Origin of the sequence: Akkermansia sp. BCRC 18949, from assembly GCF_045011645.1 — a bacterium.
In the GTDB taxonomy this organism is placed as follows: Bacteria; Verrucomicrobiota; Verrucomicrobiia; order Verrucomicrobiales; family Akkermansiaceae; genus Akkermansia; species Akkermansia massiliensis.
Map to the genome: position 1 here is coordinate 2,277,593 of NZ_CP123619.1, position 17,482 is coordinate 2,295,074.

A 17,482-nucleotide genomic window follows, 5' to 3' on the forward strand; every position below is an offset into this window, starting at 1 on the left:
CCACACCATGAAACCGGTTATCGGATACACGCTGGGCGACCAGTCGGGCATAGGCCCGGAAGTCATCTCCGCAGCTCTTGCCTCCGGAGAGCTCCCGGAAGGGGCGGAATACCGCCTCATCGGCAAGAGGGTGCAGGTCCCCCTCGGCAGGCCGAATGCGGAATCCGCCAAGCACGCCTTTGACCATCTGGAACAGGCGGCCCATGCCCTGCGGGAAGGAACGGTTGACGCCGTCGTCACTGCGCCCGTCTGCAAGGAAACCCTGCACGAGGCAGGCTTCCGCTGGCCGGGACAGACGGAATTCTTCGCGGAACGCCTGGATACGGGCAATTACGCCATGTGCCTGACCGGAAAACGGCTGACGGTGGGCCTAGCCACCATCCACACGTCCCTCCAAAGCGTGCCGTCCCTGCTGAACACGGAGGAACTGGTCCGCATCGGAACCCTGTTGAAAAATTTCTGCCTCCGCAAGGGAATCCTCCGCCCGCGCATCGCCCTGGCGGCCCTGAACCCCCACGCCGGGGAACACGGCGCCTTCGGCGACGAGGACGGAACTATCATTGCCCCGGCCGTAGAACGGCTGGGGGCCATTCATCCGGACGCGGAATTTGACGGTCCGTCCGTTCCCGACTGCGTGTACCGGGACGCCGTGGAAGGGAACTATGACGCCGTGCTGGCCCCATACCATGACCAGGGGCTGATTCCGCTGAAACTGGTGGACTTCCATACCGCCGTGAATGTCACGCTGGGCCTTCCCCGCCCCCGGCTGAGCCCGGACCACGGAACCGCCTTCAACCTGGCGGGCGCCGGAAAGGCCAATCCGTCCAGCACCATCCACGCCTTCCAGCTGGCCGTAAGGATGGCGCAGACGCGTTAACGCCCCTCTTCTTTCCGGAGTTTTTTCCGCCACACCTCTGCCACCCGTTCCGAGGCTGAAACCCAATACCGGAAGGTTTCTTCCATCAGGGGATCACTTTCCTCCCTTTCTCCTTTATTCCACAAAAGCAGAGCAATCGTTAACAGATCTGCGGCGGAACGTTCCAAGGCTTCCCTGTCATGCTCCCTCTTTTGGAACCAGCACCATTGTTCAGGCGTCAGGGCCGGAAGCCTGGAAAACCTTTCCGCCATCTCCACCTGCCGGTCTGCATAACACCGGATTAACAAAAACCGCCTCTCACGGGAAATCCGGGGAACCGTATCCGTCAACAACCCCAGAACTTCGCCACTCCAGCACCGTTGCAGCGTTTCTTCCAGACTGCCGTTAACCAGCGGGTCGTGATCTATCTTATAAGACAGGGAAGATTCAGGATTCAACTTCCAGGCCAGCAGCTTTTCATAGGAGTCTCCCTCCGGGGATGACGGCAGAGGCAGTTCCGCCTGCGCGATGAAATCATCCAGGGAGTCTATCGCCGTCTTGGACGCCCACATCATCCTGCGCAGCGCAGAAAATCCCTCTTCCGCCTCCTCATGGGTAATGACGCCGTCATCCTCCAATTCCGATAAGGAAACTATCTCCTCCTTTTTTTCCCGTTTCCTGCTTTCCGCCATTTTTCTGAACAACTGCACATCCACGTCAGCCACACGGCACCACTCCTGCGTGGTAGGGGGTCCGGACATGAACGCCTCCCGCCACGCCTTTTCCATCCGGTCAGCCTCCCGGTTCAATTCCTTGACCACTTTTTTGCAGGAGGAGGAATCCTTCACCTGGCTGCCAATCGTCTCCAGAGCCCTGGTAAACGTTTCATCCCCCACCACATCCACCATCCGGACACCGGAACGGGCGCTCCCGCAGCAGAGGAATCCGGCAAGAAGCGCCATGCAGAACAATTTCACCATGAATGGATGATTGGCAACCGTACGGGAAAAGTCAATCTCTTCCGTTGCGGCGTTCCCCATTCTTTCCTTCCCCGGCGGGAATAAAATGCAGGAAACGGCATCTTCCCGGAAACAAGGTAAAAAATAGGCTTGCTTTCTGAAGACAATCATTGCACCTTACTTGCCCGCAAGGTGCGCACCGTTCGCACGACACATTTCTAATTATCACAAGACCATGAGAAATTACGAAGCTCTTATCGTATTCAACATGAAGGGTACGGAAACCCCCGTTGAGGAGTTGATCAATACCGTAGCCGCCACGATGAAGGAAGAAGGCGCCGACATCACCGCCACGGAAAACACCGGCCGCCGCGAATTCGCTTACGAATCCAACCACCTTTCCGCCGGCCAGTACGTGACCTACACGTTCTCTGCGGAACCTTCCGCCATCAAGACCATCCGCGAACGCCTTCGCCTGAATCCCCAGATTCACCTTCAGTACTACAAGGTGCTCGGCTAAAGCCGGCCCATGCGGACGAAGCATCCGCTCCTTGCCTTTTATCAAAAAGAACCGCCTCCCTAAAGAGGCGGTTCTTTTCTTATCGCCTGTTCCTTCCGTGCACGGAAGCAGGGAAGCCTTGTTCAGTAAACGTTTGCCGCCCTGGTGACAATGTTCCTCAGCAGCTGGCGGATGGGGGCAACAGGAGGCAGATTTTCCACGCCGTATGCCCTGGCAATTTTTTCCATGTGGGGAAAGCTGATCCAGGTGCTGCCCTCCTTATCCTCCCATACGGCAATGCGCAGGGGCAGTTCCGTGGCAATGCCCGGGTTTTCCAGCATCAGGTTGGTGCCTACCTTGGGAGAGCCGAAGATGACGACCTTGGAGGGGGGCATTTCCAGTCCGGCTTCACGGGCGTTCTTACCGTGGTCAATCCTGGCAAAGACGGGAATGGATTTTTCCGCCAGAATTTTTTCAATGCGCTCCATGGTTTCGTCCACGCCGAAGACGCTTTCATAAAGATACAGGGAATCGTCGTCCAGATGGCCGGAGCCCAGCTTGGGATTCAGCGCCCCGGCGATGCGACGCGCCAGATTGGTCAGGTCCACGCCCTCCTTGTTCGCCGTCAGCGTCACGCACACGAGTTCGGACGGGTCCGTGAACCGGCAGATGTAGGAGGAGAAGCCGGGAACGCCGCCTTTAATGTCCATCAGGCCCTTGTGGTGAGGGAACTGCCAGCCGGCCATGGCCGGAACGATTTTCCCGTTGTCCAGCCGGATGGGCTTGTAAATCATGTCCCGGTGCTTTTCATCCTTCACCAGGATGGAGCCCGCCAGGCAAATGTCCCAGAAGCTGATTTCCTGCGGCGTGGACCAGATGTCCGAAAAACCGCGCAGGGAGGAGCGCGCGGGCGGCGGAACGGATTTAACGGCGCCGTCCTTTACCGCATAGCCCGCCGCCGTTTCCGCCGGGTCCACATATTCCACACGGGATTTGAACAGGGAATGCCTGTTGCCGTGTTCGCGCACGTTGTCCTGCTGCACGGCTCCCAGATCCTTCCCGAACATGGTGTGCTGGAGGCCCAGCGGCTGGAACTGGTTTTCCCGGACGAATTCCTCATAAGGCATGCCCGCCACCGCATCAATGACCATGGACAGAAGCAGGAAGTTTGTGGCGCTCTGGCGCACGTCCGTTCCGGAGGGGAATTCCAGATCGTTCAGCCTGACCAGGGAAAGGAGTTCCGCCGGATCATAATCCCGGCCTATATCGAACTGGGGGGATTTCCTGTAGTCCGGAATGCCGGAGGAATGCTGAAGAAGCTGGAGCACGGAGACATTCTGCCAGGCTTCCGGCAGGCCGGCCACATAGCGGGACACCTTGTCATGGATGTCCATTTTGCCCTTTTCCACGAGCTGGAAGGCGGCAATGGCGGCATATCCCTGGGAGATTTCCGCCGCAGGCCACAAGGTATTGGTGGAAGACAGCAGGCCCGTTTCCGCATTGGACAAGCCGTATCCTACCACGCGGGGAATGTAGGGGGCCTGGACAATCGCAAGGGTTATGCCGGGAATTTTTTCCTCCTGCATGAAGTCGTAAATCAACTGGTCCATGGACTGCCCAAGGTACTCTACCCTGGAATTTCCGCGGCCCTGGGCCGGGAGCTGGATGGTTGCAGATTCTTGAGCGGACATTTTGGTGGGGATGTTATTTGCATGTGCGGGAAGGCCGCCCAGCATGCACGCGCATGCGAGAATCCCTCCTGTTAACCTGAATGATTTATTCATGGGTGTCTTTTTATAAGACCGCATTCCGCGCATACGGTTCATTCAATTTGTCATCACTATCCCCAAAATAACGCAAAGGCGGGAGAATGCAATCCTCCCCTGCCCCGTCCTCCAGAAAAAGGGCCCTCCCGTCCCGGTTCCGTGATTTGCGGGCTACAGGGAAACGAAGTTTTCCAGCAGCTTCACACCCAGTTTCTGGCTTTTTTCCGGGTGGAACTGCGTGGCGACCAGGTTGCCGCGCCTGATGGCGGCGGCAAAACGCACGCCGTAGGTGCAGAAGGCGGCCGCCAGGGATTCATCCTCCGGCTGCGGATAATAGGAGTGCACAAAGTAGAAGTACGGCTCCGGCCCCATGCCTTTCCAGATGGGATCGGCGGGATTGGAAAGAGTCAGGCTGTTCCATCCCATGTGGGGCACCTTGAGTTCCGATTCCGCAAAGCGGACCACGCGGCCCTTGAAGATGCCCAGTCCGGGCACCTGTTCGTCTTCCTCCCCGGTTTCAAAGAGAACCTGGTAGCCCACGCAGATGCCCAGAAAAGGCTTGTCCTGCCCTATCCACGTCCGGATCAGCGGCACCAGCTCCTGGCTGCGCAGCTTTTCCGCGCAGTCGCCGAAGGCTCCCACACCGGGAAGAACCAGATGGGTCACGCCTGCCGCATCCTCCGGCGTGCGGACCAGATGGCCAGTCACGCCGGCAGCCTCAAAGGTGTTCAGCACGCTGCGGAGGTTGCCCGCGCCGTAATCAATCACGCCGAGCTTCATGGACTTACAGCATTCCCTTGGTTGAAGGCAGCGTCCCGGCGGCACGCGGGTCAATGGCCGCGGCCTGCCGCAGCGCATGGGCGATGCCCTTGAAGACGGATTCCGCAATATGGTGGCCGTCCCTGCCGTAGAGCACTTCCACATGCAGGTTGCAGCGCAGGTTGTTGGCCAGGGCGCGGCAGAATTCCTCGCACAGGGTCAGCGGAAAGTTGGGCGCGTCCGGAAGGCCTCCTTCCGGAATGCGGAAGACCACATACGGGCGGTTGCTCAGGTCCATCACCACGCGCGTAAGGGTTTCATCCATGGGCAGGTAGGAACAGCCGTAGCGCGCAATTCCCTTCTTGTCCCCCAGGGCGTTCTTGATGCATTCCCCCAGAACGATTCCTACGTCCTCCACCGTGTGGTGGGCGTCCACCTCCAGGTCGCCGCGGGCCTGGAGGGTCAGGTCCATCAGGGAATGGCGAGCCAGCAAATCCAGCATGTGGTCAAAAAACGCATGGCCCGTGGCGACGGCGGCGCACCCGGTGCCGTCCAGGTTCAGTTCCATGCTGATGTCCGTTTCACCGGTGACCCGTTTGCAAGAAGCGTTCCTCATGTGACTCTTCTATACCGAAGCCGCGGCGGAAGAAAGCAGGAAATACCGCATGGGGTAAGATTTGCCCGCTTTTCCGCGCAAAAAACCGCATGGCCCAGTAATAGGGCCATGCCACCGGAGCCCCCTCCATCAGAAGAATTCCAGGAGGCTTTTATATTAAACAACACGGGGTAAATGGACTAAACAGGCCCGACAAACAGAATGGGTCCAGCTTTACTTGATCCATCCTGTCCATGAAGGCCATTTCTGCGGCGCTCCCCGGAGGGTCTTTTCTCCGGGAAACAGCCGGATTATTTTTTCCTGGCCTTGGCAGCGGCAGCCCGTTCCTCCTGGCGCTTCTTATCCCGGTCTTCACGGGCCTTGCGCGCCGCTTCCGCACGTTCCGCGCGTTCGCGGGCACGCTGTTCCTGCAGGCCCGCGCGCACCGTCTCCGTCAGTTCCTCATAGTATTCCCTGGGAACCTGGGCGGTGCGGACTTCCGTCAGGGCCTCCATGGCCTCGTCAAATTTCTTCTCGTCACACAGGTTCCAGGCCTTTTCCAGTGCGGCGGAGCCAGCCCCGTTTTCCGGGTCCTGGTTTTTCAGGCGTTCCGCATCCGTAGCGGCCACCAGCTTGACGTCCCTCATGGCTTCCAGGGAGCCGGCCGCAGGTTCAAACCACCGGTCCCCGCGCTCCTTGACCTTCTTGCGCAAGGCCCGGTGCACTTCCGTGAGCTGGTTTTCACGTTCCCGGATGGCGGTCTGCCTTTTCTGGAAAGCGTCCATCAGGAGCTGGCGCTGCTCTTTCGTCAGCTTGGGGTCTCCGCGGCGCTTTTCCTCTTCCTTTCTCAAGGTTTCACGTTCCTTTTCCAGGGCTTTTTCCTTGGCGGCTATCATGACCTCCAGCTTGCGGTTGAGCTGGCCGGCGATTCTGGAGGCATCCGGATAGGCGTCCGCCAAAGCGGCGGAGCCGGGGTAGCCGTCACGCAGGCGGTCGTACACAGCCATGGCCTGGTAGGGATTGCGCACGGCAAGCGCCTTGAAGCGCTTCAACAGCTTGTTGGCCTCATGGTCGTATTTGGTGCGCACGGTCACTTCCGCTTCCTCCTTGGCTTCCTGGGCGGCCTGGGCTCCTTCCACCAGCTTCTTCTCCTCCAGCAAAACCACCACCCTGGCCCTGGCCTTGACGGCGGCGTCATGGGCAAGCCCCTGGGGATTCTTCTTGATAGTCTTGTCCAGGTCCGCCAGGGCGCTTTCCAGGTCCTTGGCGTTCATGGTTTCCGGCTTGGCGTACGTCTTGTTGATCTTGGCGGCCTCCAGTTCATCCGGAGTCGCCTTCTTGATGGATTCAATCAGTTCCCTTTTAACGGTCACGGAATCCTTGATCCCGCCGGCTACGGGGACCAGGAGGCTGACGCTTTCCGGCGTTTCCACCTCCACGGTGCAATCCTTGTAAACGGTTCCATCCTTGAGTTTTACTTCATCCGCCGCGGCAAGCGGAACGAGTGCGGTCAACGCCAATATGAGGGACTTGTTCATAAATCTAAGGCTTTTTTCCAGAGTAATCTGACGAATACGTATCTTGCACTTTACCAGAAGACGCCCTCTTGGCGACAAAAAAAAGCCCGGAGCCGTAAAAACGGTTCCGGGCCCGGAGAGATAAAAAACAGGCTGTTTCTGGCTTACTTCTCGGCAGCGGCTTCTTCAGCGGCCGGAGCGGCTTCCTCACTGGAAACGCGGGGGGCTTCCACGATGGCCACGATCACGTCGCCGGCCAGTTCCGTGTTCACGCCGGAGGGCAGCTTGAGATCGGCAATGCGCAGGGTTTCACCCAGCTTCAGGCCGGAGATGTCGGCAGTAATGGCTTCCGGCAGGTTCTTCACCTGGCAGACGATAGCCAGTTCATGAATGGTCTGGTCCAGCACGCCGCCCAGGGCTACGCCGGCGGCTTCGCCTTCCAGAATAACGGGAACGATGGAGTGGATGACCGTGGTGTCGGTCACGGCCTGGAAGTCCACATGCAGGCAGGCGTTGGTGATGGGGTTGTGCTGCACTTCCTTGAGGAGGGCCTTCACGATCTTGCCGTTGATGTCCAGGGCCACCAGGATATGTTCGGAAACGGCGGAAGCCAGCATGCGAGCGAATTCGCGGGCGTCAACCTGGATATTGACGTTGTCAAAACCGGGACCGTAAACCACGCCGGGGACCAGGCCCTGGCTGCGGAGTTGCTTCAGATTACCGGAGCCGCAGGCTCTCGTTTCGGCCTTGAGGGAATGGGATGTAGCCATGTTTTATAGAGGCAATATTGAGTGTTGATTGATAATGTTTCCTAATCGGGTTCAGGCAGAGGCCCCGCCGGGATTTCTGAACCCGCGTAAACCGGTACTCAGGTCAGGGCGCAGGACTCTGCACTAAAATTGGCTAAATGTCAAATAATGATGATACGGATTCTCCGTCATGTATGCGCTGCACGGCATGGCCCAGCAGGTCGCCCACGCTGATGCAGTCCACCTTGGGGCCATAGGCCATGGGAACGGTGTCGGAGGTAAGAACGCGTTCAATGCAGGAGCCGGCAATGCGTTCGCGGGCCATGTCCCCCAGCACGCCGTGGGACACGCAGGCAAACACGCGCTGGGCGCCGCGTTCCTTCAGGATGTTGGCGGCGGCGCACAGGGTGCCGGCGGTCTCCGTCATGTCGTCAATCAGGACGGCGTCACGGCCTTCCACATCACCGATGACGTTCATGGCTTCCACATGCGTGGCGTTGACGCGGTGCTTGGCGACGATGGCCAGCTCCGCACCCAGGGCGTCGGAATAGGCGCGGGCCATTTTCACGCCGCCCACGTCCGGGGAGACGACGACCAGGTTCTGGAGGTCTTTTACATAGTGCTCGCGCAAGTGGCGGATTAAAACGGGAGCGGCGTACAGGTGGTCCACCGGAATATCGAAGAAGCCCTGGATCTGGGCGGCGTGCAGGTCCATGGTCAGCACGCGGTCCACGCCGGCGGCGGTCAGCAGGTTGGCCACCAGCTTGGCGGTAATGGGAACGCGGGGCTGGTCCTTGCGGTCCTGGCGGGCGTACCCGAAGAAGGGGACCACCGCGGTGATGCGTCCGGCGCTGGCACGGCGGGCGGCGTCCACCATCACGCACAATTCCATGATGTTATGGTTGGTGGGGGGGCAGGTGGGCTGAATGAGGAAAACATCCTTGCCGCGGATGTTTTCATTTATCTTTACAAAACTTTCCCCATCGGGGAAAGTGTTCACCGTGACGTCCGTCAACTGAATGCCTACGCTTTGCGCAATGCGCTCCGCAAGTTCTCTGTGTGCTGTACCGCTGATAATCTTCATACCGGAAACTGAAAAGCGGACGCATTCTGAACACAGGTCCACATAATCGCAATACTTAATTCTCACAATTTGATTTTTCTCCATGATGGGTTCCCCCGTTCCAGATGCCAAAGAGAGATTTCTAACCGTCCCCATGATTGCCGCCCTGGCCGTGTGCGCCATCCTGCTGGCGGTGCCCTACCTGGCGTTTCCCGAATTCGGCTCTACCGGGAATGAAAGCAGCATCCAGTGGCTCGTTTCCTCCTGGAACAAGCAGACGGATTACGAACACGGCTGGCTGGTGGTCCCCATCATCGCCTTCATGCTGTACCACGCCAGAAAGAAGATTGCCCAGGCGCCCAGGCGCATGGACTGGCGCGGGCTGATCCTTTTCATCCCGGCGGCCCTGCTTCTGGCGCTCTCCTTCCGCGTGGGACAGCCCCGCGTGGCCGTGGGCGCGCTTCCCCTGATCCTGCTGGGCGGAGCCTGGTACCTGGCCGGACCGCAGATCGCCAGGCTGTGCGCCTTCCCCCTGCTCTTCTTCTGGCTGTGCATTCCCCTTCCCTCTTTCCAGCAGGCCACGGTGGAGCTGCAAATCGTCGCCACGGAGCTGGGGCACCTGGGTGCGGCCCTTTTCGGCGTGGATACCTACCTGCAAGGCACCAACATCCGCTCCACCGGCGGCCACTGGGACGCCTTCAACATCTCAGGGGGGTGCAGCGGCATGCGCTCCCTGATGGCCCTGCTCATGCTGTCCGCCGCCTGGGCCTACCTGTCCGACCTGAAGTTTTGGAAAAAATGCGTGCTCTTCCTCAGCGCCATTCCCCTGGCCGTCATCGGCAACGGCGTCCGCATCACCAGCATTGTGGTGCTGGCGGAATACGGGGACCCCGAGTTTGCCGCGAAAACCTGGCACGACTGGTCCGGCCTGCTGTTCTTCTTCCCCATCTGCCTTCTCGGCCTGGCGGCCGTCCACTCCCTGCTGGCCGGGGAGCTGATCTGGAAGCCGTCCCGGCGCAAAAAGCTGGTCGTTAAAATGAACAAGTCCCACTAAGCGTTTCCGCCGCCATGAACATTAAAACGCTCAAGATTTTCGCCCTTCCCCTCCTGCTGGCCGTCACGCTCGGCGGCATTTACCTGATGCCGCGCAAGGGAGAGGTGCAGGATTCGTCCATCAGCATGGCCCTCCCCACCGGCATGAATCCGGACGGCTGGCACGGCACGCGCCGGCAGGAGTCTGAACAGGAGCGCGGCATCCTGGCTCCGGACACGGAATTCTCCAAGGCGGATTACGTGCAGGAAGTCCCCATCAGCCTGGACGCGCCGGAAACCGCTCCCGTGCTGTGCCGCGTCTCCATCGTCAAATCCGGCCATGACCTGAACAACTCCATCCACCGCCCGGAACGCTGCCTTCCGGCCCAGGGTCATTTCAACCTGACGGGAACCAAGGTGGAGGTGCCCGTGGAAGGCCACGGAATTATCAGGATGACCAAGCTGAAATCCCAGCAGAACATCACTCCGGACCAGCCGCAGCCCATCATTCTGGACAGCATGCACTATTACGTGTTCATCGGCCACCGCCACATGACGGAGGACCACCTGGCCCGTACCCTGACGGATATGAAGGACAGGGTGCTGTACGGCGTGGACCAGCGCTGGTGCTACTTCCAGATTTCCACCGCGTACGGGGACAAGATCAAGGTGCCGGAGGAGGAAGCCCGGAAACAGACGGAGCGCCTCATCAGCCAGCTTCTTTCCCAACTGGTGAAGTGGGACGAACTGGACCGGTAGCGCTCCCCGCCCCGCGGCGGTCAGCCCGGAAGACGGCCTTCCAGCCATGCGGAGGCCGCCTGAAAAAGGCTGCACGTTTCTTCCGCGGGGGCTTCATACAGCATGGGAGCGGGCCTCCGGTGGGAATAAAGGCGGCCCTCCCGGTCGCGCCGGTAGCCGGAAAAAGCCAGGTTGGCGTCCGCCCCGGCGCAGTGCCCCCAGCGGCCGCCGATCCTGGGCACCACGTCCATGAAGCCGCCCCCGTCCCGCAAGTAGGCGTTCCCCCACCATTCCACGCAGGCCGGGCGCGCGTTTTTCTGCCGGCGCGCCACGGCGTCTATGGTCAGGAGGCAGAGCGGAGCGGCCTGAACAGACTGGCGCCTGGCTACTTCCACCGCGCAGGAGCCTCCGTAGCTGTGCCCTATCAACACGATGGGCAGCCCGGGGCATTCCCGGCGCAGCTCTTCCAGCTCCGCCGCAATTTTTCCGCACCTGTCCAGGAACACGCCGCAGCCGCCCCCGTCCCAGTGGTAATAGGCCGTGGCATGCGCCACTCCCGGCAAAAAACCGGGAAACCTCTTTTCCACCCGGCTCAGGCAACCCGCCACCACGTCCCCGAAGCCGCCGATGAACACGGCCAGGTAACCGGGAGCGCTTCCGCGGGAAAGCAGGTTCAGCGTCCTTTGAAAATGCATGACGGAGCCCATGATGGAGAAATCACGTCAATATCCAAGTCCATAAGACGTTCTGGCTTGATAAAACCTGCAAACTGTCCAAATGTGATGGTATGCAAGTAATCATTCACCAATGGGCCTTCAACGGAAGCTTTGACCAGCTTGCCTCCCTGCCCCGCCAGGAACTCGTCAACGACTGGTTCGGCTACGACGTGGAGCCAAGCGCGGAGTTCGCCTTCGCCACGGACGGCGAGTACCTCTGGTTCCTGGCCTCCCGCAGCAAGGAAGCCACCGTCCATCCGGACGCCCGGCCCGGCCAGTTCCTGCCGGAGCTGTGGCGGTACGACCTGGCGGAATGGTTCATGGCCGCCGGGGACGGCACCAATTACTGGGAATTCAACCTTGCGCCCAACGGCGCGTGGTGGGCCTGCGCCTTTTCCGACACCCGCCGGGCCAATGAAGACATTCCCGCCCCGCTGGCCGTGGATACCAAATGCATCCTGACGGACGAGGGCTGGTGCGCCATGGCCCGCATTCCGCTGAACGAACTGCGCGGCGTGGACGTACGCGACTGCAAGCTGGCCGCCACGTTCATCCTGGACACCCCGGACCAGATTTTCCTGACTACGGCGGACGACCTTTCCGGCAACCCGGACTTCCACCGCCCGGACTGCTTCTGCACCCCCATTCTCAAGTAATCCATGTCTTTGGAAGAAGACATTTCCCGCATCCTGGGGCCTGAAAAGGTCTCCGGGGCTCCGGATGTGCTGGCCGCGCACGCCGGGGACAAATGGTACGCGTCCGTGCTCCCGGAGGCGGTCGTTTTCCCGGAGAGCACGGAGGACGTCTCCCTGCTCCTGCGCTACGCCTCCTCCATGAACATTCCCGTCACGGCCCGCGGCGGCGGCGTGGGATACGTAGGGGGCTGCGTTCCCGTGCGCGGAGGCATCAGCCTTTCCCTGGAACGGATGAACCGCATTCTGGAAATCTCCCCGGAAGACGGCGTGGCCGTGGTGGAACCCGGCGTCATCACGGCGGACCTCCAGCGGGAAGTACGCGCCCTGGGGTGGTTCTACCCACCGGACCCGGCGTCCAGGAAGGAATGCAGCATCGGAGGCAACATCGCCACGAACGCAGGAGGCCCCAGGTGCCTGAAATACGGAGTCACCAAGGCCTACGTGCTGGGCCTGACCGTAGTGCTTGCTAGCGGGGAAGTGGTGGAATGCGGAGGGCGCACCCACAAGAACAAAACGGGCTTCGACCTCGGGGACCTCTTCATCGGTTCGGAAGGGATGCTGGGCATCGTCACCCGGGCCATTCTGCGGATCATCCCCCATCCGGAAGCCTTCGGCGCGCTCAGCGCCAGCTTCCCTCAGTTCCCGCTGGCCGCCGCCGCCGTGCAGCGCATCCTGAACAGCGGGCACCTTCCCTCCGCCCTGGAAATAACGGACAGCTTCACCCTTCGCGCCGCGCGGGCCTACCTGGGGGACAGCGCCCTGCCCTCCGGCAGCCGCGGCCACCTGATTGTGGAAGTGGACGGCAGGCAGGCCGCCGTGCGGGAAGAACTGGATTCCCTCTGCGCCTTGCTGGAAGAATGCGGCGCAACCGACATCCTGCGCGCGGACACGGAAGAGAAGGCGGAAGCCATTTGGCAGCTGCGGCGTGAATTTTCCTACAGCCTGAAAGCCACCGGCATGACCAAGCTGAATGAAGACATCGTCATCCCCAGGTCCCGCCTGGTGGACCTGGTGGAATTCTGCGAGGCCATGAACCGGGAAACGGGGCTGGACATCGCATGCTTCGGCCATTCCGGAGACGGCAACATTCACACCAACATCATGGTGGACGATTACGCGGACCCGGAGAAGAAAGCCCTGGCGGACGCCTGCGTGGACAGGCTGTTCCGCTGGGTGCTGGAACACGGGGGCACCATCACCGGGGAACACGGCATCGGCCTGGCGAAGGCCAAATGGTTCCGGGAAGCCGTGGGAGAAGGAGCCTTCCACCTGCACGAACTGGTCAAATCCGCCCTGGACCCCCGGAATTTGCTGAATCCGGGCAAAATGGGACTCCCGTAACGTAAAATAGACTTCCATGATGCCCCCGGACGGGGCATCATGGCAACCGCACTTCATGAACAGCCCGCACAAGTCCATCCTAGCTGCCCTTTACGACCATTTCCCGGTCGCAGATGCCATCCTGGTGTTTATTCTGGACCATCCCCTGGCCTGGTTTACGCCCAAATGGCGCAGGAAAGGCCGCATGGCCCTGAAAGCGGTGCGCCGCTACGTCAATTACAACCGCGACCTTTTGCCGCCCGAGCGCCTGGCGGAGTTTGAAGAAAACCGCAACCTGCTGAAAACGGCCCTCCGCCGGGGTGACAGGCAGCAGGTGGAAACCATCACTGCCAAACTGGAATCCACGCTGGAATCCATTCCCGGCGCGCTGCCCTCCGGACTGGCGGAAAACGTGGAGGTGCTGTTCGTGATTCTGGCCATTTTCCTGGGCCTGCGCTGTTATGTAGTCCAGCCCTTCCGCATCCCGACCGGCTCCATGCAGCCCTCCCTGAACGGCATCCGCGCCGTCCCCCAGGAGGGAGACCCCACCCTGATGAAGAAAATCGGGGACATGATCCTGTACGGCGGCTCCTATGTGCATGAAACGGCCTCCAAGGAAAAGAAAATCGTCCGCTTCGAGCCCGCTACCAAATACCTCCTGCTCACGGTAACCAACGTGATTTTCGACGACGGCTCCAAGCTGGAAATTCCGGCGGCGGAGGCGGAGACGCGCCGCTACTTCCTCAACCAGGAACCGCGCTTCGAGTCCGAACGGCACACGCCGTTCAGAAGCTACCTGCCGGGGGATACGATCGTGAACGCCCGCTTTGACGCCGGTGACCTGATCGTGGTGAACAAGATGGCCTACCACTTCCGCAAGCCGGAGCGCGGGGAAGTCTTCGTCTTTGACACGCGCGGCATTGAAGGCATCGCCAACAAGGGAAGCAGCACCGGGCAGGAAGGCGGAACGCACTACGTCAAACGCCTCTCCGGCGTACCGGGAGATTCCCTGTCCATCCGGGATTCCCAATTGATCGTCAACGGAAAACCGGCCACGGAATGGACCATCCAGAGGGTAGCTTCCGGCAAGCCCCCCTACCAGCCCTGCGGCTATGTGGCCCTTCCCGCCCCCCTCAGCCTGCTGGACGGCAGGGCCTACATCACGGAAGGGGGAACCGTGCACCTCTCCAATGATAAAAAACGCCCCTACCTGCGTGAGTACGTGGCCCTGGGCGACAATTCCACCCGTGAAAATTCCTTTGACTCCCGGTACTGGGGGCCCGTTCACCAATACAACATCGTAGGCCCCGCCAGCTTCTGCCTGTGGCCCTTCACTTCCCACTGGGGGCTTATCCCCTGATTCCCGGCCATTCCGCAGGCACGCTTTCCCCGTCAAGACATGACTCAAGCTCAGACTATTACAAGCAAGGCCAAGTCCAACCTGGCCTTCGCCCTCATTGACCTTCCTGAAGAAGAACGCCGCCACATGGCGGAATTTTACGCCTTCTGCCGTACGGTGGACGACATCGTGGACGAACCGGGAATGACGCCCCGAGAACGCCACGACGCCCTGAACCGCTGGATAGAAGTCATCAACGGCGGAGACGTTCTGGAGCTGACGGAGCTGGAAGAAGACATCATCGCCCTCATCCAGGACCTGGAGCTGGACACCACCCCCATGCTGCACCTGATTGAAGGCTGCCGTTCGGACATCTGCCAGCAACAGCCCCTGAACCGTGACGAACTGCTGGATTACACTTACTGCGTGGCCTGCTGCGTGGGCCTCACCTCCGCCCGCATCATGGGCGCCGGGGAAGCCGCCTACCCGTACGCCATCGCCCTGGGGCACGCGCTGCAAATGGTGAACATCATCCGTGACGTGGCGGAAGACTGCGGCAAATCCAACCGCATCTACCTGCCCAGAGAGGACATGGACCGCTTCGGCTACACCCTGGAAGACCTGCGCGGCAGAGTCTATTCCCCCCAGCTTCAGGAACTGCTGCAATATGAAGCGGACCTGGCGGAAAAGTTCTTCGCGGAGGCGGAGGAGGAATACAACCGCCTCAGCCCGGAGGATAGGGCGGCGCTCGTTCCCGCCCAGGCCATGGCGCTCATCTACCACACCATTCTGGACAAAATGAAGGCGGGCGGCTTCCGCATCTTCGACATCCGCTACCGCGTCAACACCTTCCACAAGCTCTGGCTTCTGTTCCGCACCAAGCTGGACATCGACCCCCAGTCCTACTACGACAAGTCCAAGGCGTACTATGACAAGCTGGTCGGCTTCCTTTCCCGCCCCGGCAGGAAGGATGAAAAGTAAGGGCCGCTCTCCCGGCGCGCAGGGCAGAAAACCACGGCCTTTCCTTCCGGCCCTGCGGGCATTATGCTTGTCCTGAAAGCCGTGTTCCTGTAGGAGTGCAGCATGCAAACTCCCGCAGCCACCCTGCTTCTTGTTCTCACAACACTAACCGGGCTGTGCGCGGCAGCGGACTACCCGGAACGGGCGCAGCGCACACAATCCGCCGGGAACCATACCTGGTACATAGACCCGGACCAGGGAAACGACGGCAACCCCGGAACTTCCCCCTCCACGGCCTGGAAGAGCATGTCCCCGGCCAACCGCCTCATCATGTCGCGCGGGGACACGCTCGTCATCCAGCCCGGAGAGCATGCGGCCTCTCTGGCGCTCATGGGGGAAGGCTCCAGACAGGCCCCGGTCACTATCCGGTTCATGCCCGGCAGGCACGTTTTCAAGCACGGCGCCCTGGTCACCGGAAAGCCGCAGATTTCCAACACCAATGACGCTCCCAACGAGGCCAAGGCTATGGCCATCCGCCTGGTGGAGGCCAAAAACGTACGACTGGAGGGCAAGCCGGGAGCCACCGACATCCTGCTGGAGGGAAAAGCCATTTTCGTCTGCATGGAGCACGCGGAAAACGTTTCCCTGAACGGCCTGGGCTTTGACTACGTGCACCCTACCATGGGGGAATTCCTGGTGACGGAAGTTGAAGGAAACACTATGAAGGCGACCATTCCGGACGGTACCCTGTATACGGTGAAGGACGGCTCCCTGACCTGGCGCGGCCCCGGCTGGGAATTCCGGATGGGAGGATATTCCAAGGTCTTCGATGCCGCCTCCGGCACCTTCCAGGGCCGCTTTGACCCGGGAAAAACAGTCATTAAAGAACTGTCCCCCGGAAAAATCAGCATCACGTTCAAGGAAGGCGCCCCGACCATGCGGGCGGGACAATCCTACCAGAACCGCAACACGCGGCGGGACTGCTGCGGATTTTTCCAGCACAGGAGCAGGAACATCGTCTGGAACAACTGCCATATCTACTACATGCACGGCATGGGCGTGGTTTCCCAGTTCAGCGAGAATATCATGTTCAATAACTTGAAGATAGCGCCGCGCCCCGGCTCCCTGCGCACCAATTCCTCCTGGGCGGACAACCTGCATTTTTCCGGATGCAGGGGGAAAATCATCGTCAGGGACTGCGTGCTGGGAGCCTCCCATGACGACGCCATCAACGTGCACGGCACCCACCTGCGCATTGTGGACCAGCCGGCACCCAATAAAATCACCGTCCGGTTCATGCACCCCCAGACCTTCGGTTTTGACGCCTTCGCGGTGGGGGACCGGATTGACTACGTTTCCTGCAAGACGCTGGTTCCTTACGCCTCCAATACCGTTTCCGGCATCAAAAAGCTCAATGAGAAGGAAATAGAACTCACGCTGCGGCAGCCCAACCCCGGGAACATCCAGCCCAACGACGCCGTGGAGAACACCACCTGGACGCCCTCCGTCCACGTCAGCAACACGGTTTGCCGCCACATTCCCACCAGGGGCTTCCTGCTTACCACCAGGAAGCCGGTGCTGATTGAACGGTGCCGGTTTGAGAAGACGGGCATGCCTGCCATTCTGGTGGAGGATGACGCCTCCGGCTGGTATGAATCCGGTGTGGTCAAGGACATGGCCATCTCCCGCAACACCTTCATTCAATGCGGGGAGGCCGTCATCCAGATCGTTCCGCACGCCCCCCAGCCGGAAGGAAACGTTCACGAGAACATCACCATCACCGGCAATACGTTTGACCTCAGGAACGGCACCGCCATCCGCACCCGCCATACCGGCAACGTAAAGGCGGAGAAAAACACCTTCACCAAAGACGGGAAAAACATTCCCGCGGAGAAGGCGGTGGATATCCGGTAGGGAGC

The 17,482-nt window shown here is 60.4% G+C and carries 17 protein-coding genes; 9 read left to right on the forward strand and 8 right to left on the reverse strand.

Features of this window, described 5'->3' with window-relative positions:
• The first annotated feature begins 7 nt into the window (after nucleotides 1-7).
• Nucleotides 8-877 carry a PdxA family protein gene (locus P8A25_RS09535; protein WP_102727437.1) on the forward strand — a complete coding sequence of 290 codons (870 nt, stop codon included), beginning with the start codon at nucleotides 8-10 and terminating at the stop codon, nucleotides 875-877.
• Here the strand turns inward: P8A25_RS09535 and P8A25_RS09540 are convergent.
• The gene (locus tag P8A25_RS09540; protein ID WP_146018154.1) at nucleotides 874-1,836 is read right to left on the reverse strand and encodes a hypothetical protein; all 963 of its coding nucleotides are present in this window, start codon (nucleotides 1,834-1,836) and stop codon (nucleotides 874-876) included. The genes P8A25_RS09535 and P8A25_RS09540 overlap by 4 nt on opposite strands.
• Before the next feature lie 214 nt (nucleotides 1,837-2,050).
• Between P8A25_RS09540 and rpsF the strand changes: the two genes are divergently transcribed.
• The gene (rpsF, locus tag P8A25_RS09545) at nucleotides 2,051-2,335 is read left to right on the forward strand and encodes a 30S ribosomal protein S6 (protein ID WP_022396138.1); all 285 of its coding nucleotides are present in this window, start codon (nucleotides 2,051-2,053) and stop codon (nucleotides 2,333-2,335) included.
• 122 nt (nucleotides 2,336-2,457) lie between these two features.
• Here rpsF and P8A25_RS09550 read toward each other — a convergent pair whose 3' ends face one another.
• The 6 genes from P8A25_RS09550 to P8A25_RS09575 form a co-directional block, all read right to left on the reverse strand.
• Nucleotides 2,458-4,005, reverse strand: a complete 1,548-nt coding sequence (locus tag P8A25_RS09550; protein WP_215442170.1) for a serine hydrolase — start codon at nucleotides 4,003-4,005, stop codon at nucleotides 2,458-2,460.
• A gap of 246 nt (nucleotides 4,006-4,251) precedes the next feature.
• Complete coding sequence (gene hisH / locus P8A25_RS09555) at nucleotides 4,252-4,860, reverse strand: imidazole glycerol phosphate synthase subunit HisH (RefSeq protein ID WP_022396140.1); 609 nt, start codon at nucleotides 4,858-4,860, stop codon at nucleotides 4,252-4,254.
• A gap of 4 nt (nucleotides 4,861-4,864) precedes the next feature.
• The gene (gene hisB, locus P8A25_RS09560; protein WP_102722573.1) at nucleotides 4,865-5,455 is read right to left on the reverse strand and encodes an imidazoleglycerol-phosphate dehydratase HisB; all 591 of its coding nucleotides are present in this window, start codon (nucleotides 5,453-5,455) and stop codon (nucleotides 4,865-4,867) included.
• 290 nt (nucleotides 5,456-5,745) lie between these two features.
• The gene (locus P8A25_RS09565; protein ID WP_022396142.1) at nucleotides 5,746-6,972 is read right to left on the reverse strand and encodes a hypothetical protein; all 1,227 of its coding nucleotides are present in this window, start codon (nucleotides 6,970-6,972) and stop codon (nucleotides 5,746-5,748) included.
• 143 nt (nucleotides 6,973-7,115) lie between these two features.
• Nucleotides 7,116-7,721 (reverse strand): 50S ribosomal protein L25, encoded by a 606-nt coding sequence (locus tag P8A25_RS09570; protein WP_102727434.1) that lies wholly within the window; start codon nucleotides 7,719-7,721, stop codon nucleotides 7,116-7,118.
• Nucleotides 7,722-7,854: 133 nt separating this feature from the next.
• On the reverse strand, nucleotides 7,855-8,784 hold the full coding sequence (locus P8A25_RS09575) for a ribose-phosphate pyrophosphokinase (RefSeq protein ID WP_102722616.1): 930 nt from the start codon (nucleotides 8,782-8,784) through the stop codon (nucleotides 7,855-7,857).
• A gap of 82 nt (nucleotides 8,785-8,866) precedes the next feature.
• On the opposite strand from P8A25_RS09575, the gene P8A25_RS09580 reads away from it, so the two are divergent.
• Together P8A25_RS09580 and P8A25_RS09585 are read left to right on the forward strand one after the other, a co-directional pair.
• A complete protein-coding gene (locus P8A25_RS09580; RefSeq protein WP_102722575.1) occupies nucleotides 8,867-9,817 on the forward strand; it encodes an exosortase/archaeosortase family protein in 951 nt (316 codons plus the stop codon).
• 14 nt (nucleotides 9,818-9,831) lie between these two features.
• Nucleotides 9,832-10,554 carry an EpsI family protein gene (locus tag P8A25_RS09585; RefSeq protein ID WP_102728882.1) on the forward strand — a complete coding sequence of 241 codons (723 nt, stop codon included), beginning with the start codon at nucleotides 9,832-9,834 and terminating at the stop codon, nucleotides 10,552-10,554.
• Between the two features lie 20 nt (nucleotides 10,555-10,574).
• On the opposite strand, the gene P8A25_RS09590 is transcribed toward P8A25_RS09585, so the two are convergent.
• Nucleotides 10,575-11,228, reverse strand: a complete 654-nt coding sequence (locus P8A25_RS09590) for an alpha/beta hydrolase (protein ID WP_146021172.1) — start codon at nucleotides 11,226-11,228, stop codon at nucleotides 10,575-10,577.
• Between the two features lie 92 nt (nucleotides 11,229-11,320).
• Here P8A25_RS09590 and P8A25_RS09595 point away from each other — a divergent pair, with 92 nt between their 5' ends.
• The 5 genes from P8A25_RS09595 (at nucleotide 11,321) to P8A25_RS09615 (ending at nucleotide 17,477) form a co-directional block, all read left to right on the forward strand.
• Entirely contained in the window at nucleotides 11,321-11,905 is a 585-nt protein-coding gene (locus P8A25_RS09595; RefSeq protein ID WP_022396149.1) for a DOMON-like domain-containing protein, read from the forward strand.
• Between the two features lie 3 nt (nucleotides 11,906-11,908).
• Nucleotides 11,909-13,285, forward strand: a complete 1,377-nt coding sequence (locus P8A25_RS09600) for an FAD-binding oxidoreductase (protein WP_102728884.1) — start codon at nucleotides 11,909-11,911, stop codon at nucleotides 13,283-13,285.
• Between the two features lie 55 nt (nucleotides 13,286-13,340).
• Nucleotides 13,341-14,624 (forward strand): signal peptidase I, encoded by a 1,284-nt coding sequence (lepB, locus tag P8A25_RS09605; protein WP_022396151.1) that lies wholly within the window; start codon nucleotides 13,341-13,343, stop codon nucleotides 14,622-14,624.
• A 39-nt stretch (nucleotides 14,625-14,663) separates the two neighbouring features.
• The gene (locus P8A25_RS09610; RefSeq protein WP_022396152.1) at nucleotides 14,664-15,584 is read left to right on the forward strand and encodes a squalene/phytoene synthase family protein; all 921 of its coding nucleotides are present in this window, start codon (nucleotides 14,664-14,666) and stop codon (nucleotides 15,582-15,584) included.
• A gap of 102 nt (nucleotides 15,585-15,686) precedes the next feature.
• The gene (locus P8A25_RS09615; RefSeq protein ID WP_215442169.1) at nucleotides 15,687-17,477 is read left to right on the forward strand and encodes a hypothetical protein; all 1,791 of its coding nucleotides are present in this window, start codon (nucleotides 15,687-15,689) and stop codon (nucleotides 17,475-17,477) included.
• Nucleotides 17,478-17,482 lie beyond the last annotated feature (5 nt).

Bases quoted from the DNA above. Each gene is read 5' to 3' on its own strand.
- P8A25_RS09570 (WP_102727434.1), bottom strand. From the start codon at position 7,721: ATGGCTACATCCCATTCCCTCAAGGCCGAAACGAGAGCCTGCGGCTCC.
- P8A25_RS09610 (WP_022396152.1), top strand. From the start codon at position 14,664: ATGACTCAAGCTCAGACTATTACAAGCAAGGCCAAGTCCAACCTGGCC.
- P8A25_RS09535 (WP_102727437.1), top strand. From the start codon at position 8: ATGAAACCGGTTATCGGATACACGCTGGGCGACCAGTCGGGCATAGGC.
- P8A25_RS09565 (WP_022396142.1), bottom strand. From the start codon at position 6,972: ATGAACAAGTCCCTCATATTGGCGTTGACCGCACTCGTTCCGCTTGCC.
- P8A25_RS09615 (WP_215442169.1), top strand. From the start codon at position 15,687: ATGCAAACTCCCGCAGCCACCCTGCTTCTTGTTCTCACAACACTAACC.
- rpsF (WP_022396138.1), top strand. From the start codon at position 2,051: ATGAGAAATTACGAAGCTCTTATCGTATTCAACATGAAGGGTACGGAA.
- P8A25_RS09600 (WP_102728884.1), top strand. From the start codon at position 11,909: ATGTCTTTGGAAGAAGACATTTCCCGCATCCTGGGGCCTGAAAAGGTC.
- P8A25_RS09540 (WP_146018154.1), bottom strand. From the start codon at position 1,836: ATGGTGAAATTGTTCTGCATGGCGCTTCTTGCCGGATTCCTCTGCTGC.
- hisH (WP_022396140.1), bottom strand. From the start codon at position 4,860: ATGAAGCTCGGCGTGATTGATTACGGCGCGGGCAACCTCCGCAGCGTG.
- P8A25_RS09585 (WP_102728882.1), top strand. From the start codon at position 9,832: ATGAACATTAAAACGCTCAAGATTTTCGCCCTTCCCCTCCTGCTGGCC.
- hisB (WP_102722573.1), bottom strand. From the start codon at position 5,455: ATGAGGAACGCTTCTTGCAAACGGGTCACCGGTGAAACGGACATCAGC.
- P8A25_RS09580 (WP_102722575.1), top strand. From the start codon at position 8,867: ATGATGGGTTCCCCCGTTCCAGATGCCAAAGAGAGATTTCTAACCGTC.
- P8A25_RS09595 (WP_022396149.1), top strand. From the start codon at position 11,321: ATGCAAGTAATCATTCACCAATGGGCCTTCAACGGAAGCTTTGACCAG.
- P8A25_RS09575 (WP_102722616.1), bottom strand. From the start codon at position 8,784: ATGAAGATTATCAGCGGTACAGCACACAGAGAACTTGCGGAGCGCATT.
- P8A25_RS09550 (WP_215442170.1), bottom strand. From the start codon at position 4,005: ATGTCCGCTCAAGAATCTGCAACCATCCAGCTCCCGGCCCAGGGCCGC.
- lepB (WP_022396151.1), top strand. From the start codon at position 13,341: ATGAACAGCCCGCACAAGTCCATCCTAGCTGCCCTTTACGACCATTTC.
- P8A25_RS09590 (WP_146021172.1), bottom strand. From the start codon at position 11,228: ATGCATTTTCAAAGGACGCTGAACCTGCTTTCCCGCGGAAGCGCTCCC.